The organism is Rhodanobacter humi (assembly GCF_041107455.1).
Taxonomy (GTDB): domain Bacteria; phylum Pseudomonadota; class Gammaproteobacteria; order Xanthomonadales; family Rhodanobacteraceae; genus Rhodanobacter_A.
The window spans coordinates 902,302-928,610 of sequence record NZ_JBGBPY010000001.1 but is presented as its reverse complement, the minus strand read 5'-3'; the positions used below and the strand labels follow the sequence as shown (position 1 = coordinate 928,610).

Genomic DNA, 26,309 nt, shown 5'->3' with positions numbered 1-26,309 from the left:
GAGAAGGCAGTGCTTCGGACTTTCGGGCCGTCATGCCCGCGCAAGCGGGCATCCATGTTGGCTTGAGAGGCTCGAAGCGGATGGATTCCCGCTTTCGCGGGAATGACGTCATCGCAACGTTCCGGGAGTTGGCAGATGAACTGGCGCGGTGCTGGGCGGCTTCGTCGCGACGCCCATTACATGGACATCAACTCGTCTTCCTTGGCCTTCACCACGCCGTCGACGTCCTTCACGAAACGGTCGGTCAGTTTCTGGATCTCGTCGTCGGCGCGGCGCTCCTCGTCCTCGCTGATCTGCTTGTCCTTGAGCAGATCCTTCAGCTTCTGCAACGCGTCACGGCGCACGTTGCGGATCGCGATCTTCGCGCTCTCGCCCTCGTGCGACACGTGCTTGGCCAATTCCTTGCGGCGCTCCTCGGTGAGCGGCGGCATGTTGAGGCGGATCACGGTGCCGGCGGTGGTCGGCGTGATGCCGATGTCCGAGGCGAGGATGGCCTTCTCGACCGGGCCGACCAGGCTCTTGTCGAACGGCGTGATGATGATGGAGCGCGAATCGCCCAGGGCGACCGAGGCCACCTGGTTCAGCGGCATCTCCGAACCGTAGGCGGGCACCTTGATGCCGTCCACCAGCGCGGTGCTGGCGCGGCCGGTGCGCAGGCGGGTGAGCTCGTGCTTGAGCGCATCGATGCTCTTGCCCATGCGGGTCTGGGCATCGGTCTTGATGTCGTTGATCATGGGCGTGTCCCGGTGGATCTGGCTAGCCGGCGAGTATAGCAGCGCCGGCCGTGGCGGCCGGCGGCGCGCCCCGGGCGCGTCAGTTGCGCACCAGGGTGCCCACCGGTTCGCCGCGCATGATGCGCAGCAGGTTGCCCGGCACCGTCATGTCGTAGATGCGCAGCGGCGTGTTGTGGTCGCGGCACAGCGCGATCGCGGCGGTGTCCATCACCTTGAGGTTGCGCTGGATCACCTCGTCGTAGGTGAGCTGGTCGTAGCGGGTGGCATCCGGGTGGCGGGCGGGATCGGCGGTGTACACGCCGTCGACCTTGGTGGCCTTGAGCAGCAGGTCCGCGCCGATCTCCACCGCGCGCAGCGCGGCGGCCGAGTCGGTGGTGAAGAACGGGTTGCCGGTGCCGGCCGCGAACAGCGCGATGCGGCCCTTCTCGATGTGGCGGATCGCGCGGCGGCGGATGAAGTCCTCGGCCACGTCGTGGATCTGGATCGCGCTCATCACGCGGGCGTAGCCGCCGCGCTTCTCGATCGCGTCGGCCATCGCCAGCGCGTTCATCACGGTGGCCAGCATGCCCATGTGGTCGCCGGTGACGCGGTCCATGCCGGACGCGGCCAGGCCCTCGCCGCGGAAGATGTTGCCGCCGCCGATCACCACGCCCACTTCCACGCCGGCCTTGCGTACCTCGATGATCTCCTCGGCCAGCCGCCCGATCACCTTCGGGTCGATGCCGTAGTCGGCCTCGCCCATCAGCGCTTCGCCGGAGAGCTTGAGCAGGATGCGGCGGTACAGGGGCTGGTCGCTCATGGGGGCTCCGGATTGTGATGGCGCAAACCGACGCATTGTAGCGATTGCGGTCGGGTGCGGCGAGCGCACGGCGGTTCCCGGGCATGAAAAAGGCGGAGCCGCGCGGCTCCGCCTTGGTGCGGCGCGGGGCTCAGGCGAGGTTCTTCGCCGCGAATTCCCAGTTGACCAGGTTCCAGAACGCTTCCAGGTACTTCGGGCGGGCGTTGCGGTAGTCGATGTAGTAGGCGTGTTCCCACACGTCCACGGTGAGCAGCGGCTTGTCGCTGCCGGTGATCGGCGTGGCCGCGTTGGAGGTGTTGACGATGCCCAACGCGCCGTCCGGGCGCTGCACCAGCCAGGTCCAGCCCGAGCCGAAGTTGCCGGCGGCGGACTTGCTGAACTCCTCCTTGAACTTCTCGAACGAGCCGAACGCCTTGCTGATCGCGTCGGCCAGCTTGCCGGTGGGTTCCTTGCCGCCCCGGCCTTGGGGGGAGCTGGGGCTCAGCGAGTTCCAGTAGAAGGTGTGGTTCCAGATCTGCGCGGCGTTGTTGAACACGCCGCCGGAGGACTTCCTGATGATGTCTTCCAGCGCCGCATCCGCGAACTCGGTGCCCTCGATCAGCTTGTTGAGGTTGGTCACGTAGGCCTGGTGATGCTTGCCGTAGTGGTACTCCAGCGTCTCGGCGGAGATGTGCGGTTCGAGCGCGTTCTTTTCGTAGGGCAACGGGGGGAGTTCGATCGCCATGAGAGGCTCCTTGACGGTGGCTGGGGGAAGGTATCGCGGCGGCCGGCGACGGCCGGTGGTCGACTGATACAATACCGATCTGCCCGCATTGTAAAGATGAAACACCCAGCCATGGACGTAAACGAGCGAATCAAGTCGCTGCTCGCCGCGCACCCGATCGTGCTCTTCATGAAGGGCACGCCGGAGTTTCCGATGTGCGGTTTTTCCAGCCGCGCCGCGCAGGCGTTGCAGCGGGCCGGTGCGCCGTTCCACGCGGTGAACGTGCTGGCCGATCCGGAGATCCGCGCCGCGCTGCCGCACTACGCGAACTGGCCGACCTTCCCACAGCTGTTCATCGAGGGCGAGCTGATCGGCGGCTGCGACATCGTGGTGGACCTCGAGGCCTCCGGCGAACTGGCGCGCATGGCCGGCGACGTGACCGGGGCGGCGCAGGAATGATGCTGCCGACGATGCGGCTTCCCGCGGGCGGGGTGCCTGCGCGTACCTCGCTGGCCGGTCGCGTGGTGCTGGTCACCGGCGCCTACGGCGGCCTCGGCGGTGCGGTGGCGCGCGCGGCGAGCCGCGCCGGCGCCACCGTCATCATCAGCGGCAAGCGCAAGCGCCAGCTGGAGCAGTTGTACGACGCGATGCTGACCGAGGGTCTGGCCGAGCCGGTGATCCATCCGCTGGACATGGAAACCGCCACGCCGCGCGAGTACGCCGCGCTGGCCGACGGCCTGCGCCACGATTTCGGCCGGCTCGACGGCATCGCGCACTGCGCCGCCAGTTTCGCCGGGCTCACTCCGCTCGCGATGCACAAGCCCGACGACTGGCTGCGTGCGATGCACGTGAACGTCAACGCGCCGTTCGCACTGACCCAGGCCTGCCTGCCGTTGCTGCAGGAAGCGCCCGACAGCGCGGTGGTGTTCGTGCTGGACGATCCGGTGCGGCTGGCGCGCGCGCACTGGGGTGCCTACGGCGCCTCGAAGGCGGCGCTGGAGCGCTTCGCCGCCATCCTGCACGAGGAAACCGACGAGAGCCCGCTGCGCGTGCACGCGCTGCTGCCTGCGCCGATGCGCACCCGCTTGCGCCGGCAGGCGTATTTCGGCGAGGACACGATGCAGCACCCGTTGCCGGACGCCGCGGCGGAAGCCATGGTCTGGCTGCTCGGCGCGCAGGCCGCGTCGGCGCGCGGCCATGTGCTCGATCTGCGGGAAACGGCGTGACGGACTGCCATCGTCAAACAGGGGCGTGCTGATGGAAACGCAGATGACCACGTTGTCGGCGGGAATCATGCTGTTCCTGATCATGGACCCGCTGGGCAACATCCCGATCTTCCTCAGCCTGCTCAAGGACGTGCCGCCCAAGCGTCGCCGCCGCGTGATGGTGCGCGAGCTGCTGATCGCGCTGGGCGTGCTGCTGGGTTTCCTGGTGGGCGGGCAGGTGCTGCTGAGCCTGCTGCAGCTCAAGCCCGACTCGATCAGCATCGCCGGCGGCATCGTGCTGTTCCTGATCGGCATCCGCATGGTGTTCCCGCCGGCGGATGGCGGCGGCATCTTCGGCAAGTCCGGCGGCGGCGAGCCCTTCATCGTGCCGATGGCGATTCCCGGCGTGGCCGGCCCCTCGGCGATGGCGGCGCTGCTGCTGCTCACCAACACCCAGCCGGGACGCACCGCCGACTGGGCGATCGCGCTGATCGGCGCGTGGCTGGCCACGGCGGTGATCCTGCTGTGCTCCACCTACCTGTTCCGCTGGCTGGGCGAGAGCGTGCTGACCGCGCTGGAGCGCGTGATGGGCATGCTGCTGATCGCGCTGTCCGTGCAGATGTTCCTGGGCGGCGTGGCCGCGTATCTGCACCTGCACATCTGATCGCGCGCGCCGCACGCCGGATCACCGGCTTGTCATGATCGCCGGCCCCGGTGGGGAAAACCCGGCGTGGAGGCGGCCATGCTCAGCATGGAACGGATGCCAGTAGTCGAACGTCTGGCTTGGCTGGCCACGCGTACCGTGTCGTGGCGCCCATTGACGAAGGCCTGGCGGCTGCTGGCTGCACGATTTCAACGCCGTGTTGCGGGGCCTCGGCGCGCTTGGGGGCGCTATCTCGGCTGGCAGTGAGGCTTGCGTGAAGATATTGCGAAACTGTCATACAATGCCGTTAAAGTCCGCTTAACAACTGATTGGCAGGCGGGATGGCCCCGTCACCGTCGTATTCCGGACCAAAAAACACTGGGGAAACCACGAGTTCGTCCGCCCGGACTGCCGGGAGGCGTTCTGTTCGGTTTCATCCGCAAGAAATTTCGTCGTGAACTTGAGGGAAACATCATGAACAGCCGAATTCGCGCCAGCGTCCTACCGCTGGCGATTGCCTCCCTGCTTGCCACGGCCACCGTGCCGGCGCTCGCCCAGGACACCTCCTCCTCGATCAGCGGCCGCGTGCTCGACGCCAGCGGCCAGCCGGTCGCCGGCGCCACCGTGCAGATCGTGCACGAGCCGTCGGGCACCACCAAGATCACCACCACCGGCCCGGACGGCCGTTACGCCGCGCAGGGCCTGCGCGTGGGCGGCCCGTTCGACGTCACCGCGTCCAAGGCCGGCATGGCCCAGATCGAGCAGAAGAACGTCTACCTGCAGCTGGCGCAGGACACCTCGGTCAACCTGACCGTGGGCGCCGAGCAGGCCAAGCAGGTGAAGGATCTGGGCGCGGTCACCGTGTCGGCCAGCGCGCTGATGCAGACCTTCACGCCGGACAACAAGGGCATCGCCACCAACATTTCGCAGCGTGAGCTGGAGGCCACGCCGGCACCGGACCGCTCGATCCAGAACATCGTGCGCCTGGACCCGCGCGTGGTGATCACCGACCGTGCCCGTGGCGAGATCTCCGCGGTGGGCCAGAACAGCCGCTACAACAACATCACCGTCGACTCGATGAGCGCGAACGACCCGTTCGGCCTCAACGCGAACGGCCTGCCCACGCTGGGCACGCCGATCTCGATGGACACCATTGCCGAATACAACATCTCCACCGCGAACTTCGACGTGGCGAACCGCCGTGGCCTCGGCGCGGCGGTGAACGCGGTGACCAAGAGTGGCACCAACGCGTTCCACGGCTCGGTGTACTACGCGTTCCAGAACGACAAGATGATCGGCGACAACGAGCAGGGCGTCAGCTACAACGGCTTCTCGCGCCAGTGGACCGGCGGCGCCACGGTGGGTGGCCCGATCATCAAGGACAAGCTGTTTTTCTTTGCCTCACTGGAAAAGAGCACCCAGGTGGCGGCGGGCAGCCCTTACGGCCCGGCCGATTCCGGTGTTGCCAGCCCGATCGCCGGCCTGACTTCGGCCCAGGTCGACCAGATTCGCCAGATCGCCGCGCAGAAGTACGGCATGACCGACATCGGCAACGTGGGCGGCGGCAACTCCAACCTCGAGGACAAGCGCTACCTCGGCAAGATCGACTGGAACATCAGCAACAACCACCGCGCCAGCGTCACCTTCAGCGAGACCAAGGAAACCAAGCCGATCATCACCGGCAGCACCACCAATCTGCGGCTGTCCAGTGGCTGGTACACCACCAAGGTCGACAACAAGAGCTACGCGCTGCATTTCTACGACGACTGGTCGGAGGTGTTCTCGACCGACACGTCCGTGTCCTATCGCGACTTCGACCAGCACCGCGGCCCGTACAACGGCGTGCCGATGCCGGACATCACCATTTATCCGACCACTTACTCGGCTGGTCCTTCGGTGGAGTTCGGTACCGAATACTCGAGCCAGGCCAACGTGCTGAAGGTGAAGACCTGGAACGCTGCCTGGGCGGGTACGCTGTTCCTCGGCGACCACACCGTGAAGGGCGGCGTCGACTTCGAACGCAACGAGTACTACAACCTGTTCGTGCAGAATCTGTACGGCAGCTACGTCTTCGAGGACCTGAGCGGCAACCCGGGCAAGAACGCGAACACCGGCATCGACAACTTCAACTCAGGCCTGTACTACAGCTATCGATACAACCGTCCCTCCGACGGCTTGTCGCTGGCCGACACGGCCGCCGCCTACAACCTGAACCAGTGGGGCATCTTCCTGCAGGATACCTGGCAGGTGAACAACAACCTGTCGGTGCAGTACGGCGTGCGTGTCGACATCCCGTTGATGAGCGATCGGCCGCTCTACAACCCGACCTTCGCGGCTGCGCCGGGCGTTGGCGTTGCGGCCAATCCGAACCAGGCCACGGGCGGTTTCGGCCGCAGCAACCAGACCACGATCAACGGCAACCGCGTGGTGCAACCGCGCATGTCGTTCAACTACAGCTTCGACACCGAACGCATGACCCAGTTGCGCGGCGGCGCGGGCCTGTTCGTGTCAAACACCCCGGGCGTGTGGGTCGGCAACATTTTCTCCAACTCCGGCATGACCCAGAAGCAGTACTTCTGTGGCCCGGGCGGCACGAGCCCGTGCAAATTCGCTTGGCCGAATGCGAATCTGCCGAAGTTCAGCGCGGACCCCTTTGCCCAGAACAACGGCACATCCGGGCAGATGGCGGTGAATACCATCTCGCCGAACTTCACGATCCCGACCGCATGGAAACTCACCCTGGGCTTCGACAAGGAGCTGCCGTGGTGGGGCCTGATCGCCACGGTGGACTACCAGCACATCAAGCAGCGTGACGCGATCTGGTACCAGAGCATGAATCTCGGCGCTCCCACCGGTTACCTGCCGGACGGTCGCGTCACCTACTACAAGCTCGTCAACGCCGATCCGAAGGCCAGCGGCCAGGGCATCAAGGCCAATGCCAATCCGGCCTTCTCGGATGTCATCAATCTGGACAATTCCAGCAAGGGCAGCGCGGACAGCCTGACTCTGGCGCTGAAAAAGCCCTTCTCGAACGAGTGGTCCGGCACGTTCGGCTTCACCTGGAGCCGCGCGACCGAGGTCAATCCGGGTACATCGAGCGTGGCGCTGTCTAACTGGCGTTACAACCAGGTCAAGAACGCGAACGAGAATGTCGCCAGCACCTCGAACTACTCGATTCCGAAGCGCGTGATCGCCGGGCTGAACTGGCAGCATCGCTTCTTCGGTGACTATGCGACCAGCGCCAGCATCTTCTACGATGGCCACTCGGGCTCCCCGTACAGCTGGACGTTCGGCAACGACGCCAATGGCGACGGCTACGTGAACGACCTGGTCTATATTCCGAAGCCGGGGGATGTCGAGTTCCGCAAGGGAACCAACCAGAAGTACATCGACCAGTTCTACGAATACATCCAGAGCGACAAATACCTGAAGGATCACCAGGGCGGGACTGCCCGTCGCAATGGTGCCCGCGCGCGCTGGCTCAATCAGGTCGACCTGAGCTTCAGTCAGGAAATTCCCGGGATCTTCAAGGGCAACAAGGGTGTCGTGCGCCTGGATGTCTACAATTTCACGAACCTGCTCAACAAGCACTGGGGCATCGAGAAACGCCAACCGTTCTCCAGCAACGGTCGTTATCTTGCGGACTTCTACGGTGTCGATCCGGCGACTGGCAAGTTCATCTACGACATCTCCTGCGGTGGCGCGGCGACTTGCGCCAACTACATCCAGAGCGGCAACTATCACCCGAAGGATGTCCCGACCTACATCAACAACAACGACGACCTGGCCCAGCGCTGGTCGCTCATGCTGACGCTGCGTTACAAGTTCTGATCAGCCGGAGTCAGAAGCCACGCATCAGGCCGGCGCCCGAACGGGCGCCGGTTTTTTTGGGTGGCGCACATCCCGGCGCGCCACCTTGCAGGCGTCGTCCGGGCATGCAGGGCGATCGTCTTTTCGTTTCTTCTTGACGCGGCTTCCGTCGAGGCAGGAAGCTTCGGGGTCGCCGCATCCGCGCGGGCGTGTGCCCGCGGGACAGTGGCATGGAGATGTTGATGAACGATGCAGGTGCCGGCACCGCCGGTCGCAACGCCACGGTGAGCGCGCGCATTTCGCCCGCCGGTGGCCTGGACATCCTTTCCCGCCACGAGGTGGTGCGCCTGCGCGGCGCCAGCGACTCGGGCCTGCACGCGCTGTTGCGCCGCTGCGCGCTGGCGGTGCTGACCTCGGGCGCGATCAGCGACGACCCGCGGGCGATCCTCGAGCAGTATCCGGACTTCGACATCCAGGTGCTGCAGCAGGACCGCGGCATCAAGATCGAACTGACCAAGGCGCCGGCGCAGGCCTTCGTGGATGGCCAGATCATCCGCGGCATCAACGAGCTGCTGGTGGCGGTGGTGCGCGACATCGTCTACGTGTCCACCCAGCTGGAGCAGATCGGCACCGACCTCGAACCGTCCGACGCGCTGACCCAGGTGGTGTTCGAGATCCTGCGCAACGCGCGCATCCTCAAGCCTTTCATCGACCCGAACCTGGTGGTGTGCTGGGGCGGCCACTCGATTTCGCGCGAGGAGTACGACTACACCAAGGCGGTGGGCTACCAGCTCGGCCTGCGCGGCATGGACATCTGCACCGGCTGCGGCCCGGGCGCAATGAAGGGGCCGATGAAGGGCGCCACGATCGCGCACGCCAAGCAGCGCCGGCGCAACAACCGCTACATCGGCATCACCGAGCCGGGCATCATCGCGGCCGAGTCGCCGAACCCGATCGTCAACCAGCTGGTCATCATGCCGGACATCGAGAAGCGCCTCGAAGCGTTCGTCCGCATGGGCCACGGCATCATCGTGTTTCCCGGTGGCGTCGGCACGGCGGAGGAGATCCTCTACCTGCTGGGCATCCTGCTGCATCCGGACAACGCCGGCGCACCGTTCCCGCTGATCCTCACCGGGCCGAAGCAGTCCGCCGCCTATTTCGAGCAGATCGACCGCTTCCTGCGCCTCGCGCTGGGCGACGCGGTGGCCGCGCACTACCAGATCATCGTGGACGATCCGGCTGCGGTGGCGAAGGCGATGGCCAGAGGCATCGACAAGGTGCGCAACAACCGCCTGGACACCAAGGACGCGTTCTTCTTCAACTGGGCGCTGCGCATTCCGCTGGAATTCCAGACGCCGTTCCGCCCCACCCACGAAGCGATGCGCGGCCTGCAGCTCCGCCACGGTCGCCCGCTGCACGATCTGGCGGCGGACCTGCGCCGCGCGTTCTCCGGCATCGTGGCCGGCAACGTGAAGGAGGAGGGCGTGCAGGCGATCGAGCAGAACGGCCCGTTCGACATCGACGGCGACCGCGACATCATGCAGGCGCTGGACAAGCTGCTGCGGGCCTTCGTGGAGCAGCACCGCATGAAGCTGCCCGGCGGCGCGGCCTACGTGCCGTGCTATCGCGTGATTACCGGCTGAAAAGCGGCACCGGCCACGGGGCGGCGGCTTGACAGTCCGCCGCCCAATCTACAAACTACGCAGCTCCCGCCCGAATAGCTCAGCTGGTTAGAGCACTTGACTGTTAATCAGGGGGTCGCTGGTTCGAGTCCAGCTTCGGGCGCCAGACAAATGAAAAGGCCGGCAGCGATGCCGGCCTTTTCGCGTTCATGCTTTCGTGATGTCGCGATTACTGCGCTGCGGCGCAACTGGCGGCCTGTTCCGCGCTGGCCTTCGCACCGCGGACGCGACCGGAGTTGGCGATCACCACCACCAACGCCTCATTCGGCCGGTCGCGGCGGCAGAAGCGCCAGGTGTTGGTCATGCCGCTGGCGCTGCCGTCGCTCTGGAAGCGCACGAGCCGGCGCCCGCTGTCGCCGAGGATGACGATGCCGGCATAGCCGGCCCGGGTGCGCAGCGGGGTCGTGTCGGGCTGGCCCTTGCGGGCCGGGTCGTGGCCGATGAGCCAGCCGGATTCCCAGCGCGCGTCGTTGCTGCAGCTCCGGCTGTCGCGGCTGGGGCAGAACAGGGTGGGTTTGCCGCTGACCGCCGCGGTACCGCGCGCGTGCTGCAGGGCGGCGATGAATTCCGTCTGCGCCAGTTGCACCTGGTTGCGCTGGAGCAGCGGCGCCAGCGACGGCACGGCGATCGCCGCCAGCACGCCGATGATGGCCACCACCATCACCTGCTCGATCAGGGTGACGCCGCGCTGCCGGTCGCACGGGCCGCAAGCCTGTTGCATCGCCATCGCGCGTTCCTGCATTGACGGAAGGACCATGCTAGGAAGCCGTGCACGCGCGGCCAGCCGTCCAGCGGATGGCCGCGGCGTCGGCTTCTGCTGACAGGAGTTGTCAGCAGTGGCGATTTAATATGCGGGTATCCGCCCGCATATCGTCCGCCATGACCGACCGCTTCGAACTCGTCGCCCCCTACCAGCCCGCCGGCGACCAGCCCGAGGCGATCCGCCGCCTCAGCGAGGGTTTCGAGGCGGGCCTCGCCGCGCAGACCCTGCTGGGCGTCACCGGCTCGGGCAAGACCTACACCATCGCCAACGTGATCCAGCAGGTGCAGCGGCCGACCATCGTGATGGCGCCGAACAAGACGCTGGCGGCGCAGCTGTACGGCGAATTCCGCGAGTTCTTTCCGAACAATGCGGTGGAGTATTTCGTCAGCTACTACGACTACTACCAGCCGGAGGCCTACGTGGTGGCCTCGGACACCTTCATCGAGAAGGACGCCTCGATCAACGAGCACATCGAGCAGATGCGACTGGCCGCCACCAAGACGCTGCTGTCGCGGCGCGATGCGATCATCGTGGCCACGGTGTCGGCGATCTACGGCCTTGGCAACCCCGAGGATTACCTTTCGCTGCGCCTGATCCTGGCCAAGGGCGAGCGCATCGACCAGCGCCAGCTGATCCGCCAGCTCACCGAGCTGCAGTACGCCCGCAACGAGATGGAACTGCGCCGCGGCACCTACCGCGTGCGCGGCGAGATCATCGACGTGTTTCCCGCCGAATCGGAGACCGAAGCGCTGCGCATCGAGCTGTTCGACGGCGAGGTGGAAGGGCTGGCGCTGTTCGATCCGCTCACCGGCGAAACGATCCGCAAGGTGCCGCGCTACACGGTCTACCCGCGCACGCATTACGCCTCTACGCGCGAGAGCGTGCTGAACGCGATCGACACCATCAAGGACGAGCTGAAGGAGCGCCTGGAGGTGCTGTACCGCGACAACAAGCTGGTCGAGGCGCAGCGGCTGGACCAGCGCACCCGCTACGACGTGGAGATGATGGCCGAGGTGGGTTACTGCCAGGGCATCGAGAACTACTCGCGCCATCTTTCCCGGCGCGCGCCCGGCGAGCCGCCGCCCACGCTGTTCGACTACTTGCCGGCCGACGGCCTGCTGGTGGTGGACGAGTCGCACGTCACCGTGCCGCAGATCGGCGCGATGTACAAAGGCGACCGCTCGCGCAAGGAAACCCTGGTGGAGTTCGGCTTCCGCCTGCCGTCCGCGCTGGACAACCGGCCGCTGCGCTTCGAGGAGTGGGAGGCGCGGGTGCCGCGCGCGATCTACGTCTCCGCCACGCCGCGCGAGTACGAGCTGAAGAAATCCGGTGATGCCATCGTCGAGCTGGTGGTGCGGCCCACCGGCTTGGTCGACCCCGAGGTGGAAGTGCGCCCGGTGCGCACCCAGGTGGACGACTTGCTGGGCGAGGCGAACAAGCGCATCGCGATGGGCGACCGTGTGCTGGTCACCACGCTGACCAAGCGCATGGCCGAGAACCTCACGGAATACCTCTCCGAGCACGGCGTGAAGGTGCGCTACCTGCACTCGGACATCGAGACGGTGGAGCGTAGCGAGATCATCCGCGACCTGCGCCTGGGCGAGTTCGACGTGCTGGTGGGCATCAACCTGCTGCGCGAGGGACTGGACATGCCCGAGGTGTCGCTGGTGGCGGTGCTTGACGCCGACAAGGAAGGCTTCCTGCGCTCCACCGGTTCGCTGATCCAGACCATCGGTCGCGCCGCCCGCAACGTGCGCGGCAAGGCCATCCTCTACGCCGACGAGGTGACCCGCTCGATGCAGGCGGCGATGGACGAGACCGGCCGTCGCCGCGAGAAGCAGCTCGTGTTCAACGCGGCCAACGGCATCACCCCGAAGACGGTCGAGCGGCGCATCGCCGACATCATGGAGGGCGCGCGCAGCGAGTCGCCGTCGCGCGGCCGTGGCGGCAGGAGCCGGCAACGCGCCGTGGCCGAGCCGGCCGCCAGCTACGAGGCGATGGACCCGGCCAGGGCCGCTGCCGCCATCAAGAAGCTGGAAGCGCTGATGTACAAGCACGCCCAGAATCTGGAGTTCGAGGACGCGGCGAAGCTGCGCGACCAGATCCATCAATTGCGCGAGCAGGCGCTGCGCTGAGTGGGGCTGGGCGGCTTGTGGCCGGCCCGGGAGTCGCCTATACTGCGCGGCTCGCGCGGCCTGCTGCCGTGCGAATCGGGCGGTTAGCTCAGCGGTAGAGCACTACCTTGACATGGTAGGGGTCACAAGTTCGATCCTTGTACCGCCCACCAATTGACCATTTTCAGCACTTCCACAGAGTTTTTGTAAGTGCTTGGAAAATCTGCCTTGACACGGTTAGTTGAGGCTTCCAAAGGGACCCGAAAGGGTTCCTTTTTTATTTCTCACACCTGAGAACGTTCACAAAATTTACCTCCATTCACTGTGAACAGTGTGAACGCCGCGAAGAGCAAGGCGGTACGCTCCATGACCTCACGGGTGGCTGACCGTCTGCGGAAGGGGAGGCGTACCGTTCTGCGACATCTGGATTGCGGCCACTCCCTTTTGTCCGCGGCGACCGTCGTTGAACTCAGGGAAGGATCTCAGAAGATCTCACCGGCATAAGGACGCTTCGAGTCGGCGACGCTCGACGCTTCTCTCCGCCTCGCTCAAGGGCAGATAGCCCGGCGCCGCCGCGGCGATGGCTTGTTGTCCGCCGTCGGACAGCACCAGGCGCAGGTAATCGCATGCCAGCGCATGGTCGTCGCGGGCGTCCGGCTTTCTGGCATAGATGTAGAGGAATCGATCAAGCGGGTAGCGGCCTGCAACGATCTCCTGGCGGGAGCCTGTGAATGTCTCCCGCGCATCGCCCGTGCCCGTTCGAATGCCGAGGACGTGAACCGCGTCGCTGGCTTGATTGAGGTCGGCGAAGCACAGTGCCGCCGGATCGAGCGCCACATGTCGGAGCACCGCTGCCGATTCTCGAAAGCCGCGATAGCTCCTCGCATAACCGGCGCCGCCCAGGTGATGCCGATTCATGAACACGCCCAGCGCGGTGTCCTGGGCGAGACCGCATGGCTCGATGCGCCAATGCGCCCATGCACCGCTAAGTCCCAGTTGCGCACCCTCGAGCAGTCGTTGTGGTGCAGCGAAGATGCCGCGCAGTTGCCTCATGCTGATCACCGCCAGCGGATTGGCGGGATTCACGTAGATCGCCAACGGCGACGAGCGTGCGCGCGGATCGAGCGCGGCGTGCGCAACGCGGAACTTGAGTGGACTAGTGCCGACACGTTGTTGATACCGGGCGAGTGCCTGATCCGTGAACTCGGCACCCATCGGCGCGAAAAGACTGCTGCCTTCGGCCAACGCAGCCGGCGCCGTGCGGGTTCCCTTGAGCACGAGATCGAAGCGGATGCTGGGATGCGTCGACTCGAACCGGCGATCCAGGGCTTCGAGCATCCAGCGCATGTCGTTGTAGCCAACGATCCGCACCGCGCCGTTGTCGTCGATGTAGGCGGGGCGCGGATGCGGCGGCCTGGCATCCGCGGACGGCAGGGGTGCATCGCAAAGCCCCTCGCGCGCCAGGGCGGTGCGGGCAGTGTGATCCTGTGCGGGCGTGAGCGGATCGAAGTGCATCCGATCTTGCGCGATCAGTCGCTGTCCGTCGGCGCCCAGGACGAAAGACAGGAATTGGCAGGCCGCGGGACTCAGCCCGCCGGTGCTGGAACGGGGAAAGCCCAGATAGATCGTCCTGGCCAGCGCATAGCGGCCTGCGGCCACCTCGCCCAGCGTGCCCGCATGGAATGGGGTGCCCTGCGCCACGGCGAGCGGCAACGCCCGCACGGCGCCGCTGGCGTAGTCGAAGCCGCTGTAGCCGATGCCGTCCGGATCCGCGCCTACCTGCCGCACGATCGCCGCCAGCGTGCTGGTGCCCGGCGTATCGACCTGCACGCGCAGGTCGCTGCGCCAGCTCCGTCCGCCCAGGACGCGCCGGTCCAGGAAATTGACGATGCCGGGCGGATTGCCCGAGGCGCGGCGGGGCGTCATGCCATAGAGGTGGATCGGACGCGCGGCCCAGTCTCCGCGCAATCCCAGTTGCCCCCACGAGGCCAGTGGCCGGTGCCGGCCCGGTGCGGGCGCGCCGGAGAACACCGCGGCCAGCTGTGCCAGCGTCAGCCCGCGCAGCGGGTTCGCGCGGTTGACGTAGATGGCCAGTGCGAACGTGCCGTGTGGCGTTGCATAACTTCCGCCAGCGACGGGAATCACGATCGGCGCCTGCCCCAGGCGGCGTTTGAATGCGGCCAGTTCCGCCGGAAACGGTTCCCGCGCGAAGCTGATGCAGTTCACCTGTCCGGCGAGCGTGGCGGCCACGCCTTCGGCCGAGTAATGGCTGCTGTCGCCGATCTCGACCGAGGCCTGCGGCCGGTGCGCGCGGAAGGCGCGCGCCCAGGCCGCCAGCAGCGGCTGCATGGTACTGGCGCCCAGGCAGCGCAGGCCGCCATCGGTTGCGATCGCGACCACCGGCTGGCTGCCGGCGTCCGGCGCGGGCGTGGCGTTCGCCGGAATGCTTCCGGCAACCGCCACGCCCAGCGCGATCAGCATCCGCGTTGCGGTGGCCCTGCCGAAACGCTGGAGGGGGGACGCGCACATCGAGGCGCCCTCCAGCGTCGACAGGACACGGCGGGGCTTCACGGCCTGCGGCTACGCACCGCCGCCGATCGACCACAACACGACGGCATCGAACAGCGCCTTGCCCTGGACGGTGAGGTCGTCATAGGAGGGGTTGTCCAGCGGCAGCAGGGCGCGTCGGGCCGGGGCGACGAAACCGTCCGCCATCACCGAGCCCTTGGGGTATCCGAAGATCGCACGCTCGGCAGACGCGTTGGGCAAGGTCGCAATCACGATCGCATCGGGCGTCGGCCTGGCCCACTTCAGTACGCCGGGATGCTGGGTGAACTCGACCAGGCCGGGGGGCAGGCCGGCTGCCATCGGGCTCGAGGCGCCGACGATGTCCAGGTAGCTCTCGGGCGGGTCGTCGCTCTCTTTCTCCTCGCCGTGCTCGCCGTAGTCGACGTAGCGCTGGCGCCCGGCAAGATGCATGGCGTCGGCGTACAAACCCTCCAGCGAGATCACCGGCACCTTCACGTCGACGTACTTGTTGGCGAGTTTGTACTTCGAGCAGGTCGAGGAAATGATCACCAGGTCTTCGCCGTCGGCGCGTGTCTGCGGGTCCATCTGGTCGGCGATGTCGACCTCGAAGCCCAGGCTGTGCAGGTGCGCCACGATGTGCTCGTCCGCCTCGCGCCCCTCGCCGGCGTTGACGCGCTCCACGAAGAGCAGCTTCTTGCCATGCGCCGCGTGGCCGAGCCGCGCGTCCAGCGCGGCGGGGTCATAGGGCGCGACCGGCGGCGGCGGACTCGCGGCCCAGCGCACGGCCGCATCGAACAGTTTCAGTCCGATCGCCCAACTGCGCAGTTGGGGATCGCTGGCGGCCGGTCCGTGCACGGCGGTGAGCAGGTGGAAATTGCCGTTGGCCAGAAAGAAGCCTACCCGGCGCGCGGGCGCCGTCCGGCGATCCAGCATGCTGGCGTTGCGCTCGTAGGTGAACACCGCCGCCATGTCCGGCCGGCCGTCGAAGTCGGCGATCACCGTGCCGCCCGGGCCAGGCTTGCCCCAGCCGGCGTTGCCCGGCTCCAGGTAGAGCGTGCCGAACAGCTGCGGTTTGAGCCCGACCGCCTTGCTGATGTCCGAGGTGGTGTTCGCACCGTAGCCGTAGAGGATCATGAAGCTGTCAGCGTAGTGCTGGACCGGATCGATCACGCCGAAATCATGGTGAAGCTCCTGGCCGGTCATGCCCAGATTGGGGTAGTCGAAGGTGTTCCAGGTGAATAGGGGGATGGCGACGTCGGCGTAGCGATCGCCCAGGCGATGCGCGTTGGCGGTCGAGGAAATCACGATCAGGCTGGCGCCTTTTGCCGCGCTCTCGGGCGTGGCATCGTCGACGGTCTTCACGGTGAAGCCAAGCGCCTCCAGATGCTGGCGCACCAGGGCATCGTCGTTGGGCTCGTCGGCGGGTGTGGCGCCGGTCACCAGCAGCACCGTCTTGCCCTTCAGCGTCGACGGCGGCAGCATCGCCGCGCATGCCGTCGACAGGCCCAGTGCGCAGGCGAACAGGAAACCGCCGGCAGCCATCGACAAACGGATGGGGCGCTTCATTTCGACACCTCCGCCGTTGCGCCCAGGGTCCACAGCTCGATGGGTCTGGCCGCTTTCTCTGCGGCGGATGGCTGCCCGAGGGCCAGCCACAACTGGTGCGTGTCTTGGTCAAGTGCCATCGCTTCGAAGCTTCCGTTGAGGGGGTAATCGCCGGCTGCGCTGTAATTCACGAAGGCGTTCATCCTGACCAGCGCGAGGCGGCCGTTCTCGCTCGCACCGATGGCGGCACCTTTCCAGCCGGCGGAACCGAATGGGTGGAAGGCAAACACCATGCGCGACGTGCCGCGCAGCGACGAAGGCAGCCGTTCGAAAGTGAAGCCCAGGTCGGTGTCGACGACGTAGCGCATGCCATCGGTACAGCCGACGAACAGCCGGCGGCCGACCTGATCCATGGCAAGCCCGGTCGGATCCTTGCAGCCCGTGACCGGGATGGCGCCCAGGTATTTCATCTGCGCCTCGTCCACCACGTCGATGGCGTCGTGCGCCATGTCAGCGACGTAGAGCGTGCCGCGGCCATCGGCCGCCATCTGCCGCAGGCTGCCTTGCATCCGCAGGGAGGCGAGGCGCCGGCCCGTGGCCGCATCGAACTTGGTGACCGTCGCCGCCTGGGTGCTTTCCACCAGCAGGGCGTGCGTGGCGGCGTCGAACAGCAGCGCCGAAGGCGATCCGTCGGTCAGCGCGGTCGATGCGGCGACCTTCAAGGGCTGCAGCCGGAAGATCACGAGTTTCGCCGGTGCAGCCAGCGCGGCAAAACCCGTGCGGCTGGGGGTGTCGATCACCATGTCGGCGACAGGCGCGGGCAGCGCCAGCGTGTCGGCCAACTGCGCCGTGGCCACGTCGTAGTCGCGCAGCTCGCTGCCGGTGGCCACGTATGCCTGCGTGCCGCCGGGTCCGAAAGCGATCGCGCGCACCGGTGCCGCGCCCTGGATCGAGAAGCGATGCACGAGTTGCAGCGAGGCTTCGGCAGCGAGGCTGGCGCCGCTGGCGAGGCACAACGCGAGCCATGAGGCGCCCAGCCCCGCGCGGGTCCAGGCGCTCGGCGATTTTCCCATGCGGGCCGGCCTCATGAGCGGTCACCGTGTGCGGGCGCGCCGAGCAGCGCGCCCGCACTCTCGGCCTGGAATCCGCGCAGCGGCAGGAAAACGGCCTGGTCCAACACGATCTGCTGACCCTGCCGGCTCAGCACGAAACGGAGAAACTCTCTCATCGGCGGTGTCATGGCAGTACTTGGCTTCAGATTGACGTTGGCATAGATCAGCCGGCTCAGCGGGTAGGCGGCTGAGGCGACATTCGCATAGGTCGGTGCGAGGTAGTGCCCGTCGCTGCCGATGGCGAGCATCTTCACTGGCGCGTCGACGAAGGCCAGCCCCGCATAGCCGATGCCGTCCGGGTCCGCCGCCACGCGTCGGGCGATCGGGAAGACAGTGGGGTCATAGTGCAGGTCCGTGCGCCAGTGGCCGCGCTGCGCTCCCACGTCCAGCACGCGCTGCCGCACGAATTCCTCGAACCCGTTCCAAGGCTTGATCGCGTACACGTGGATCGGACGAGCGGCCCAGGCGCCGCCGGCACCGAGGTCGCCCCAGGTGACGGCGGCGTGCTTGCCCCTGAGCAGGGATCGCGACAGCACCGCGTCAAGCTGGGCCAGGCTCAGGCGTTCGACGGGGTTCTGCGGATTGACGAAGAACACCACGGCGTCCAGAAATCCGAACTGCCGGTACGATCCGCCCGAGACCGGCACGCTGAGCGGCGGGTAGCCATGGCGCGCACCGAACGCGGTGATGTCCGTGGGCTTCAATTCGCGCGACACGAACGCGATGTCGATCTTGCCGTTCGCCAGCTCCATGGCGCCGTGGCTGCCTTCGTACGGCGGCCCGAAGGATATGCGCACGTCCGGGTAGAACTTGTGGAACGCGTGTATCCACGCTCCCACCAAGCCCGGCAGGGTGTCCGACGCCGCCATGCTGATCGAGCCCTTCAGGCCGGCGTCGTGGCTTGGCTTGAATGACGGCAGCGCGGCATCCAGTGTCGGCTGCAGAAACTCGGGCGTGGGCAACGGCCTTCCGGATTGCTTGCCCGCCTCGTCCTGGGCGTGGGTCTGCACGGCGTGGGTTTTCGCCGTCGGCAGCAGCCATTCCACACTGGCGGAGGTCTGCCCGGCCATGGCCGGGCCGGCCGCCGCGCCCGCCAGCACCATGGCCAGCACCTTCCCGCGCAGGTATCGCATATGCGCTCCTTGTCCTCGCTTGTTCCGGTTCATTCGAAGAAAGCCCTCACGGAGAGGGTGAACAGACGCGGGTTGCCGGGGAGCAGGTTGATGTCGCCGTTGAATCCCGCGCTCTGGTAGTAGGTCTTGTCGAACAGGTTCTCGACCTTGAACGTCACTACGTACTGCTGGTAGCTGTAGTAAAGCGCCGCATCGACCCGGGTGTAGCCGGGCAGCCGCAGCATCGGGCTGCCTGCCTTCGTCGGCGTGAAGCCCTGGCGCTCGCTGTTGTAGATCACACCGAGGCCGAACCCGAGCCCCTGCAACGCGGGCGCCGTGAAGTCATAGCGCGACCAGACATGCGCACTGTTGTACGGCACGTTGGGCAGGCGGCTGTTCAACTGCGCCAAATTGTCGGACGCAGTGATGCGCGCATCGGTGTAGCCGTATCCCGCTGTCAATTGCCAGTTGTGCAAGGGCCGCGCGTTGATCTCGAATTCCGCGCCCTGCGAACGCGCCTTGCCGAGCTGCTGGTAGCAGGTGCCGTAGGCGCAGGCGAAATGGCTGAAAGTGTTTTTTTCGTCGATGCGATAGAACGCCAGGGTGGCCGACAAGCGCCCCTGCAGGAAGTTGGCCTTGCTGCCAAGCTCGACCTGCTTGGCCGAAGTGGGCACGAAGCTGTTCACCCCGTTGACGTCGATCGCGTTCGCGGCGGGCGGAACGTACGAGGTGCTGTAGCTCGCGTAGTAGCTCCAATGGTCGTTCGGCTGGTAGACCAGGCCCAGCATCGGCAGGACCTTGCTGTTGGTCTTGCTGCTCTTGGGAACGTTGGGGACCCTGAGCTCGGTGATCGCCTGGCGGTCGCGCGTGTAGCGCAGGCCGATGGTGGCTTTCCAGTGCGGCGACAGCGTCATCAGGTCGGCCATGTAGGCGCCGTAGCTGTCGGTCACGGTGTAGCGGTCGGTCAACAGCGAGGTGTTGCCCTTCGCCACCAGCGGCAGGTCGGCGAGCGGCGGAGCCACGCCGTAGACCGGATCGTAGATGCTCATGTCCAGCGAATCCGGCCCAGTGGCCGGGCCGTTGAAGAACTGCAGCCGGTCTTCGTCCGCGGTGTCCCTTCCGGCGGTCAGGCCGAGCACCATCTTGTGGCCGATGCCGAACGTGTCGAACGGCATGTGCAGGTTCGTGTCCAGGTAGTCGTAACGTCGCTTGTTGGTCTGCCCTCGGGCCCGGCGCGCGACGTGCAGCAGGTCCGGACGGATCGCAGTGACGTCGAATCCGTGCGCCTCGTCGGTGTGCCAGACGTCGCGGGTGTCGAGGTTCCAGCTCATGCCGTTGTCGAAGCGATGGTTGAAGAGCAGCGTCAGCACGCTGCCGTGTTCCTTCTCGTAGTCGCTCGGCTCCTGGTAGCGCGTGGTGATCGGCGGGACCAGGTGGATGTTGCTGTCCGGTGCGACCAGGTAGGTGTCGTAGCTGTAGCGCAGGCGCTGGTATTCGTAGGCCGCCGTGAGGTCGGTCGCGTCCGAGATCTTCCAGGTGAGACTGGGTGCGAAATAGACGTCGTGGTCGTAGCTGGCGTTGCGGAACGTGTCCTTGTTCGAATCATCCATGACCAGCCGGTAGAGAAAGCGCTTGTCCTTGTCGATCGGCCCGGTCAGGTCGGCTGCGGCATCGAAACCGGGCCGGTCCGTCAAGCCGACGCCGGCGCCGTCATAGGCGGTGGCGGTGGTGCTGAATTCGTAGAGCGGATAATCCTCGGGTTTCTTGGTGATCAGGTTGACGAAGCCGCCCGGCTGCTCTTCGCCGTTCAACACCGACGCGGGCCCCCGCACCACGTCGATGCGCGATATGCCGATCGTCGCCGGCGAGCCGAATCGAGTCGCCAGGCCGGGCAGTCCATCGACCAGGATGGAGTTCTGGTCGTTCGCGCCACTCTGGAAGCCCCTGAAAACCAGGTCGTAGCCGGTGATGCCGGCGCTCTGGATGCCGGTCATGTACGGATACAGCGCATCGACCTTCTGCGCTTCGACGGCATGCATGAAGCTGCCGGTGTAGGTCGAAATGGAAAACGGGGTGTCGCGCGAGGGCGCATCCATCTTCAATGCGCTGTGGCCGGCGGCGGAAATGAAGCGCGCCTTCACCGAGACCGCCTTGAGCTGGACGACATGTTTCGGAGGTGACTTCGCCGCGGTGGCTGGTGCAGCAGCCTGCTGGACGCCGTTCGGTACCGCCGCAGGTGCATTCGGGGCGCTCGTGGCAGGGGCTGACGTTGCAGCCGGGGCCGGCCGGGCGGCCACCGTGGCAGGGCAGGCGAACGCCATCAGGATGATGCCGGATGCCGCAGCAGGCGCCAGCCGCAGGCCAAACGGTGTGCGCCAGACACTGGCCCGAATCAGCCGCGCCACCGGTTTGATCTTGCAACGAGCCAGCTCGTGCGCTGCCGCGCACCAGACATGCGGGCGCTGGTTTGCCAACGCCGAAGCGGCAGCGATGGCACTGGGCATCGGCCTCTTGTTTTGCTTGTACATGTCGTAAAACCCCCTCGAGTTTGTGCGCGATAGGCGTGTGACGGTGTTTCGTGGATCTCCCCATGTCACGGCTTGCTGGATCCATAGGCTTTAAGCGAGACGAAGTCCCTCTGAAGTCTGCTCGGGCGGTGAACGCGGTCTCAGCGGCTGATTTCCTCCAGTGCCACACCCTTGGTCTGCGGGCCGAAAATGCCGATCATCGCGATGCCGACCGCCATGGCGATGGCGATGAACATCGCCACCGCCAGCGCGCCGCCTGCATGAAGCAGATAGCCGACGGCCAGACCGGCGAACGCGGCAGCGATGCGGCTCCACGAATAGACGAAACCCACTGCCCTGGAGCGTATGCGGGTCGGATAGAGCTCCGCCTGGTAGTTGTGGTAGGCGAACGACATCACGTTGGCGGCCAGCGTGAACACCACGCCAAGTGCGACCAGCGCGACCGGGTTGTTCGCCATGGCGAAGGCCAGCATGCTCAGACCCATCAGCACCAGCCCCAGCATGATCTGCAGTTTGCGTTCGATCCGGTCGGCGAATAGCACGCCGAGCAGCGGCCCCAGCGGATTGGCGATGGCGATGATGAAGGAGTATTCGAGGCTGTGCGTGACGGTGATGCCGCGTGCTATCAGCAAGGTCGGCACCCATGCCGCAAAGCCGTAGAAACCGATCACCTGGGCCATGTTGAATATCGACAGCATCAACGTGCGCTTGCGGTACTGCGGCGAGAAGATTTCGGCGAAACGCCCGCGGCCGGTCTCCTCAGCGTGCGTCAACGCAGGCGGCGGCAACGGCTTGCCCGTCTCCGCGACCACCCGCTGTTCGATCGCCGCCATGATGGCTTCCGCCTCGTCGGTACGACCTTGCAGGGCCAGCCAGCGCGGACTCTCCGGAATCCCCTGCACCAGCAGCCACACCAGCACCGCGCCGACCGAGCCGATCAGCACCACCCAGCGCCACCCCTCGATGCCGAGTGGGCTGAGCGGCACCAGCAACCAGGCCAGCAGCGCCACCAACGGCACCACGGCGAACGTGATGAACTGGTTGACGGAAAACGCGCGACCCCGCTCCGCACCCGGGATCAGTTCGGAGATGTAGGTGTCGATGGTGACCAGTTGCACCGCGAAGCCCACGCCGGCGATGAAGCGCCAGACGTTCAGCATCTCGCCGGTTTGCTGGAACGCCATGATGGCGGTGCAAGCGACGTACCAGACCAGCGACCACGTGAATACCGGCCGCCGGCCGAAGCGATCCGGCAGATGACCCAGCAACACCACGCCAAACCAAAGACCGGCGAACGTGCTGAAGACGAACGTGCCGAATCCCGCGATCTTGATGCTGTCGAGCCCGGCAAAAAAGCCCAACGACTGCGCCGTGAACAGACCGGACTTGATCATTCCCGGCGCCACGTAGCCGGTGAAGAACAGGTCGTAGAACTCGAAGACACCGCCCAGCGAAATCAGGACGACAATGGTCCAGACAGTGCGGGACGGCGGCAGCCGGTCGAGCCTGGCGGCGATTCTGGCGGATTCGATTTCTGACACGTGGGCCTACCTCCGGATCGGGAATGAAAGGTGAGATCCGCCCTGATCAGGAGCGAGTCCACCGAGCTGCAGGGCATCGGCCACTTCGTCAAAGCAGAATCGTGACTGCCCAGTATCCGGTGGCGTAGTCGCTCACCGGGATGGTTTCGGGCATCTTGCTGCAGGCGTAACGCCGCCAGCTGATTCGACGCCCGTCACCACGAACATCAAGATGTCGACTTCAGAACGACACCTTCACGTCGCCATATATCAACCGTCCGATCGGCGAATACGTGCTGATATCGCTGTTGATGAACTGGTTCGTGAAGGCGCGCGGGAAGTTCGGCGGCATCTTGTTGCCGATGTTGTTCACGCCGAGGGAGAGCGTGAGCTTGTTGCCGTCATCGCCGCCGCCCGGCCCAAGCGTCCAGGTGTAGGAACCGTGCAGATCCCACACGCTGTAGCTCGGCACCCGGATGCCCGGGAGCGTGCCGGCGGCACCCTCGTCCTGGACCGAAGAGATGTAGGTGTTGGCCAGGGTGACGTCCAGGTTCTGGAACGACCAGTCGAGTGTCGAGTAGAAGCGATACTTCGGCAGCGTTCCGGCGAACACGCCGATGTTGCTGGCCGCGCCGGCGTATTGCTGGAACGCATCGCCCGGACGGCGCTGGAACTTGAACGAATTGAATACCGTGCCCTTGCTCGACAGCTCCCAGGACCCGTACTTGTTCCACGGCAGGATGTAATCCAGCCCCAACAGCCACGAATGCTCGACCAGCACGCTCTGGTTGCGGAATTTGTCGATGACGTAGAGCTGCGAGTACTTGCTCGGATCCGGCTGGCCGGTGACCGGGTTGGTCAGGAACGCCTTCAGCGATCCGGGCGTGCCGAAAGGACTGCTGCCGCCGAGGTTGGTGAAGTTGCCCGTGCTAACGCTGTCGAAATACGACGAGGCCGAACCCGAGTCGTTCACCGACTGCAGGATGCGGGTGAAGTCCGCGCCACCCGGGAAACCGCGCACCGTGATCGAGGAGTAGTCCGCGGTCACGGTCAGACCGTCGATGAAGTTCGGGTGGAATTCGAAACCGATCGAGCGCGACTGCGCGGTGGAAGGCTTGAGTGACGGATTGACGCCGTCCTCGCCGTTGAAGGTGTTGCCGACCGCGTACGGCTTGCCGAACACGATGCCGATCAGGTTGTCGGTCACCGGACGGGTGTCGAACGGCCCGTATGCCTGATACAGCGGCGGGGCGGCGAACGACTTCGTGTAGGTCGCATGGACCACGAACTGGTTGTCGAACGGCTCCCAGCGGAAGCCGAACTTCGGCGACGTGCCGTTGCCGGCGTCGCTGTAATGCTCGAACCGACCCGCGGCCGTGAGGTCGAGCCGGTGCAGGCCCGGGATGTGCATCTTGTCCGAGGTGATCGGAATCAGCACTTCGGTGTACGCCGCACTCACGTCGCGACCGTGACTGAACGGGTCCGTATACAGGCCGCCGATCCAGTTCTGGGCATTGCCGGCGGTGGAACCGGTGACCGGATCGGTGACGCGGCCATTCGGGTCGGCGTGGCCGGAAACTCCTTCATGCCGCCAGCCCACGCCGACCGCGACGCTCACCGGGCCCGCGGGCAGCTGAAACAGGTCGCCAGCGACATGCGCATCCCAGGAATAGAGCTTGCTGTCGCCATTCAGCACCTCGGTGCCGAAAATGTTGGCCAGTGCGGCCGCCGGGTTACCGGTCACGGCGAAGGGGTTGAGTGCTGGCTGCAGCATCAGCCCGTTGTTGATCGAATAACCTCCGTAGACCTTGCTGTAGGCGCCGCCAGCCACCGGGTTGCCGTTGGCATCGTAGCCACCAGCGACGGCGGCTTTCAGGTTGGGCTTGAAAAGCAGGTTGGTGTCGTGTTCTTCCACCTTGCTGTCGCTGTAATCGACGCTGGTCTGCCAGGTCCACGTGGCGGACAGCTTGCCCTTGAGTCCGGCGGAGAAGCGGTACGCATCGGTGGTATCGAATACCCCCTTGGGTCGGGACATGTCGGCAAACGTCACGCCCGTCGCGTTGGTGGTCAGCGGGTTGTAGGGCGCGCCGGCCGGCACGGTGAGCGAGGAGAACGCAAAGGGCTGGCCCGCCGCCTGCCACGCCGTGGAATGCACCTTGTTCTGCGAGAGCATGACGTCGCCGAAGGCCGTCACCCGGCCGCCGAGGAATGGCTGCGAGTTGATCGTCGCGACGAAGTTCTTGTGCTCCTCCTGCTGCAGCAGCATGGCGTACTTCGAATAGTCGAAGCCGTTGGACAGCTTTGCGGCGCTGGTGGCGTTGTAGGTGCCTGGCGAAAGACTCGCGTAACTGCTGGCGGTGGCGGAGGACCCGGTTGGAACGTTCGGCGAGAGCAGCCCCGGCGCCAGCACGTAGTTGCCCCCGCTGACGACGCCGGGCAGGCCCGTGCCCGGAACCACACCGTATTTCGGACTCGTGAACGAGCGGTCGCTTTGGAACAGCGGGCTGGTCTTGGAGTAGCTTGCGGTCGCCGTGATGTTCACCGGGCCGACATCCCCGCCCACCGTGACGAATGCCGAACGATCGCGATAGCCACCGTCCGCCACGCCGTAATGCGCGCCGGCCGTGACGCCGTGGTAGTCGTGCTTGAGGATGAAATTGACCACGCCGCCGACGGCATCGGCGCCGTAGAGTGACGAAGCGCCATCGGTAAGCACGTCGACCCGTTCGAGCGCGGCAGCCGGAATCTGGCTGACGTCGACGAAGTTCTTGCTTCCGCTCAGGCCGGCGACGCCATCCAGCGCCATGCGCTGGCCGTCTACCAGAACCAGGGTCGGCAGGTTGCGCAGTTCGATCTGCGAGCCGCCCGCCGTGAATTGATTGTGGTTCTGCGCGTTGCTCGGACCCGCATTGCTGCGGCCGGCAAAAGCGGGGATCGCCTTGCTCAACGCATCGAGCATGTTGCTCGAGACGCCGGTCTGGCGGAGCGAGTCCGCATCGAGGGTGGTGACGGGAACGGCCACATCGTTGGGGTTGACCGGCAACAGCGTTCCGGTGACGACGACGCGCTGCAACTGCGCGGCCTTGTCGGCCGATGGCGGGTTCGCAGTCGAAGTGCCGGTTTTCGAGTTCGGAGCCTGCTGGTCTTGCCCTGGGGCGTTTTGTGCGAATGGGGCATGACCGCCGTCATCCGCCGGTTGCGAAAATGCCGACGGCGCAGCCAGGCAGGCGGCCAACGCAATTGTGATGCAGGACAGCTTGGGCAACTTTTGCTGAGACATGATTCCCTCCCCGGGAAGCTGCGCGCAAATTCCCTTTGGCTGACAGCGTGGATTCAACGTTTGATTGGAAGCATCCGGTCTGGTGGCTCACGCTTGCGCGGGTCGACCGCCGTGAAAACACCGTTCCGATGCGGATTTGCATTCAGTACGCCTTGTCTGGCATTGGCGCTCCTCCCCGGAGCGCTTGATGACGTGGCGGAAACAGGTGGTGCAGTTCTACTGGTACTGAA

18 protein-coding genes and 2 tRNA genes are annotated in these 26,309 nt (G+C 65.8%); 9 read left to right on the top strand and 11 right to left on the bottom strand.

The annotated features are described in order from the left end of the window. Nucleotides 1-176 precede the first annotated feature (176 nt). From frr to AB7878_RS04250, 3 genes are all read right to left on the bottom strand, one after another. Nucleotides 177-734 carry a ribosome recycling factor gene (gene frr / locus AB7878_RS04260; RefSeq protein WP_369493157.1) on the bottom strand — a complete coding sequence of 186 codons (558 nt, stop codon included), beginning with the start codon at nt 732-734 and terminating at the stop codon, nt 177-179. Nucleotides 735-813: 79 nt separating this feature from the next. Then, the gene (gene pyrH / locus AB7878_RS04255) at nt 814-1,533 is read right to left on the bottom strand and encodes a UMP kinase (protein ID WP_369493156.1); all 720 of its coding nucleotides are present in this window, start codon (nt 1,531-1,533) and stop codon (nt 814-816) included. A 130-nt stretch (nt 1,534-1,663) separates the two neighbouring features. Continuing rightward, complete coding sequence (locus tag AB7878_RS04250; RefSeq protein WP_369493155.1) at nt 1,664-2,257, bottom strand: superoxide dismutase; 594 nt, start codon at nt 2,255-2,257, stop codon at nt 1,664-1,666. 111 nt (nt 2,258-2,368) lie between these two features. Here AB7878_RS04250 and grxD point away from each other — a divergent pair, with 111 nt between their 5' ends. The 6 genes from grxD to AB7878_RS04220 all read left to right on the top strand — a co-directional run bounded on the left by grxD (nt 2,369) and on the right by AB7878_RS04220 (nt 9,682). Further along, nucleotides 2,369-2,695 carry a Grx4 family monothiol glutaredoxin gene (gene grxD / locus AB7878_RS04245; RefSeq protein WP_077481523.1) on the top strand — a complete coding sequence of 109 codons (327 nt, stop codon included), beginning with the start codon at nt 2,369-2,371 and terminating at the stop codon, nt 2,693-2,695. Then, a complete protein-coding gene (locus AB7878_RS04240) occupies nt 2,692-3,462 on the top strand; it encodes an SDR family NAD(P)-dependent oxidoreductase (RefSeq protein ID WP_369493154.1) in 771 nt (256 codons plus the stop codon). The genes grxD and AB7878_RS04240 overlap by 4 nt, the downstream gene beginning before the upstream one ends. A gap of 43 nt (nt 3,463-3,505) precedes the next feature. Beyond that, a complete protein-coding gene (locus AB7878_RS04235) occupies nt 3,506-4,105 on the top strand; it encodes a YhgN family NAAT transporter (RefSeq protein WP_369495718.1) in 600 nt (199 codons plus the stop codon). A 453-nt stretch (nt 4,106-4,558) separates the two neighbouring features. Further along, entirely contained in the window at nt 4,559-7,915 is a 3,357-nt protein-coding gene (locus tag AB7878_RS04230) for a TonB-dependent receptor (RefSeq protein WP_369493153.1), read from the top strand. Nucleotides 7,916-8,136: 221 nt separating this feature from the next. Further along, nucleotides 8,137-9,537 (top strand): nucleotide 5'-monophosphate nucleosidase PpnN, encoded by a 1,401-nt coding sequence (ppnN, locus tag AB7878_RS04225; RefSeq protein ID WP_369493152.1) that lies wholly within the window; start codon nt 8,137-8,139, stop codon nt 9,535-9,537. 68 nt (nt 9,538-9,605) lie between these two features. Beyond that, nucleotides 9,606-9,682, top strand: a tRNA-Asn gene (locus AB7878_RS04220). A gap of 63 nt (nt 9,683-9,745) precedes the next feature. On the opposite strand, the gene AB7878_RS04215 is transcribed toward AB7878_RS04220, so the two are convergent. Beyond that, nucleotides 9,746-10,303 (bottom strand): GspH/FimT family pseudopilin, encoded by a 558-nt coding sequence (locus AB7878_RS04215; RefSeq protein WP_369493151.1) that lies wholly within the window; start codon nt 10,301-10,303, stop codon nt 9,746-9,748. A 152-nt stretch (nt 10,304-10,455) separates the two neighbouring features. On the opposite strand from AB7878_RS04215, the gene uvrB reads away from it, so the two are divergent. Next, nucleotides 10,456-12,474, top strand: a complete 2,019-nt coding sequence (uvrB, locus tag AB7878_RS04210; RefSeq protein ID WP_369493150.1) for an excinuclease ABC subunit UvrB — start codon at nt 10,456-10,458, stop codon at nt 12,472-12,474. 77 nt (nt 12,475-12,551) lie between these two features. After that, nucleotides 12,552-12,626: transfer RNA gene (locus tag AB7878_RS04205), tRNA-Val, on the top strand. Nucleotides 12,627-12,945: 319 nt separating this feature from the next. Here the strand turns inward: AB7878_RS04205 and AB7878_RS04200 are convergent. From AB7878_RS04200 to AB7878_RS04180, 5 genes are all read right to left on the bottom strand, one after another. After that, nucleotides 12,946-14,934 (bottom strand): PstS family phosphate ABC transporter substrate-binding protein, encoded by a 1,989-nt coding sequence (locus AB7878_RS04200; protein ID WP_369493149.1) that lies wholly within the window; start codon nt 14,932-14,934, stop codon nt 12,946-12,948. A gap of 99 nt (nt 14,935-15,033) precedes the next feature. Next, nucleotides 15,034-16,548: a hypothetical protein gene (locus AB7878_RS04195; RefSeq protein ID WP_369493148.1), complete on the bottom strand. Its 1,515-nt coding sequence runs from the start codon at nt 16,546-16,548 to the stop codon at nt 15,034-15,036. Next, on the bottom strand, nt 16,545-17,492 hold the full coding sequence (locus AB7878_RS04190; protein ID WP_369493147.1) for a YncE family protein: 948 nt from the start codon (nt 17,490-17,492) through the stop codon (nt 16,545-16,547). The genes AB7878_RS04195 and AB7878_RS04190 overlap by 4 nt, the downstream gene beginning before the upstream one ends. A 119-nt stretch (nt 17,493-17,611) precedes the next feature. Continuing rightward, nucleotides 17,612-18,772, bottom strand: coding sequence for a PstS family phosphate ABC transporter substrate-binding protein (locus AB7878_RS04185; protein ID WP_369493146.1), 1,161 nt, complete (start codon nt 18,770-18,772; stop codon nt 17,612-17,614). 29 nt (nt 18,773-18,801) lie between these two features. Then, the gene (locus tag AB7878_RS04180; protein ID WP_369493145.1) at nt 18,802-20,790 is read right to left on the bottom strand and encodes a TonB-dependent siderophore receptor; all 1,989 of its coding nucleotides are present in this window, start codon (nt 20,788-20,790) and stop codon (nt 18,802-18,804) included. A 22-nt stretch (nt 20,791-20,812) separates the two neighbouring features. Here AB7878_RS04180 and AB7878_RS04175 point away from each other — a divergent pair, with 22 nt between their 5' ends. Continuing rightward, nucleotides 20,813-21,286, top strand: coding sequence for a hypothetical protein (locus tag AB7878_RS04175; protein WP_369493144.1), 474 nt, complete (start codon nt 20,813-20,815; stop codon nt 21,284-21,286). Between the two features lie 133 nt (nt 21,287-21,419). Here the strand turns inward: AB7878_RS04175 and AB7878_RS04170 are convergent, their stop codons facing one another. Both AB7878_RS04170 and AB7878_RS04165 read right to left on the bottom strand, forming a co-directional pair. Beyond that, nucleotides 21,420-22,820 (bottom strand): MFS transporter, encoded by a 1,401-nt coding sequence (locus tag AB7878_RS04170; protein ID WP_369493143.1) that lies wholly within the window; start codon nt 22,818-22,820, stop codon nt 21,420-21,422. Nucleotides 22,821-23,040: 220 nt separating this feature from the next. Continuing rightward, complete coding sequence (locus AB7878_RS04165) at nt 23,041-26,136, bottom strand: TonB-dependent receptor plug domain-containing protein (protein WP_369493142.1); 3,096 nt, start codon at nt 26,134-26,136, stop codon at nt 23,041-23,043. Nucleotides 26,137-26,309: the final 173 nt, after the last annotated feature.

Bases quoted from the DNA above. Each gene is read 5' to 3' on its own strand.
- ppnN (WP_369493152.1), top strand. From the start codon at position 8,137: ATGAACGATGCAGGTGCCGGCACCGCCGGTCGCAACGCCACGGTGAGC.
- pyrH (WP_369493156.1), bottom strand. From the start codon at position 1,533: ATGAGCGACCAGCCCCTGTACCGCCGCATCCTGCTCAAGCTCTCCGGC.
- uvrB (WP_369493150.1), top strand. From the start codon at position 10,456: ATGACCGACCGCTTCGAACTCGTCGCCCCCTACCAGCCCGCCGGCGAC.
- AB7878_RS04215 (WP_369493151.1), bottom strand. From the start codon at position 10,303: ATGGCGATGCAACAGGCTTGCGGCCCGTGCGACCGGCAGCGCGGCGTC.
- AB7878_RS04250 (WP_369493155.1), bottom strand. From the start codon at position 2,257: ATGGCGATCGAACTCCCCCCGTTGCCCTACGAAAAGAACGCGCTCGAA.
- frr (WP_369493157.1), bottom strand. From the start codon at position 734: ATGATCAACGACATCAAGACCGATGCCCAGACCCGCATGGGCAAGAGC.
- grxD (WP_077481523.1), top strand. From the start codon at position 2,369: ATGGACGTAAACGAGCGAATCAAGTCGCTGCTCGCCGCGCACCCGATC.
- AB7878_RS04200 (WP_369493149.1), bottom strand. From the start codon at position 14,934: ATGCTGATCGCGCTGGGCGTGGCGGTTGCCGGAAGCATTCCGGCGAAC.
- AB7878_RS04235 (WP_369495718.1), top strand. From the start codon at position 3,506: ATGACCACGTTGTCGGCGGGAATCATGCTGTTCCTGATCATGGACCCG.
- AB7878_RS04240 (WP_369493154.1), top strand. From the start codon at position 2,692: ATGATGCTGCCGACGATGCGGCTTCCCGCGGGCGGGGTGCCTGCGCGT.
- AB7878_RS04175 (WP_369493144.1), top strand. From the start codon at position 20,813: ATGGAAAACGGGGTGTCGCGCGAGGGCGCATCCATCTTCAATGCGCTG.
- AB7878_RS04230 (WP_369493153.1), top strand. From the start codon at position 4,559: ATGAACAGCCGAATTCGCGCCAGCGTCCTACCGCTGGCGATTGCCTCC.
- AB7878_RS04185 (WP_369493146.1), bottom strand. From the start codon at position 18,772: ATGCGATACCTGCGCGGGAAGGTGCTGGCCATGGTGCTGGCGGGCGCG.
- AB7878_RS04180 (WP_369493145.1), bottom strand. From the start codon at position 20,790: ATGCATGCCGTCGAAGCGCAGAAGGTCGATGCGCTGTATCCGTACATG.
- AB7878_RS04195 (WP_369493148.1), bottom strand. From the start codon at position 16,548: ATGAAGCGCCCCATCCGTTTGTCGATGGCTGCCGGCGGTTTCCTGTTC.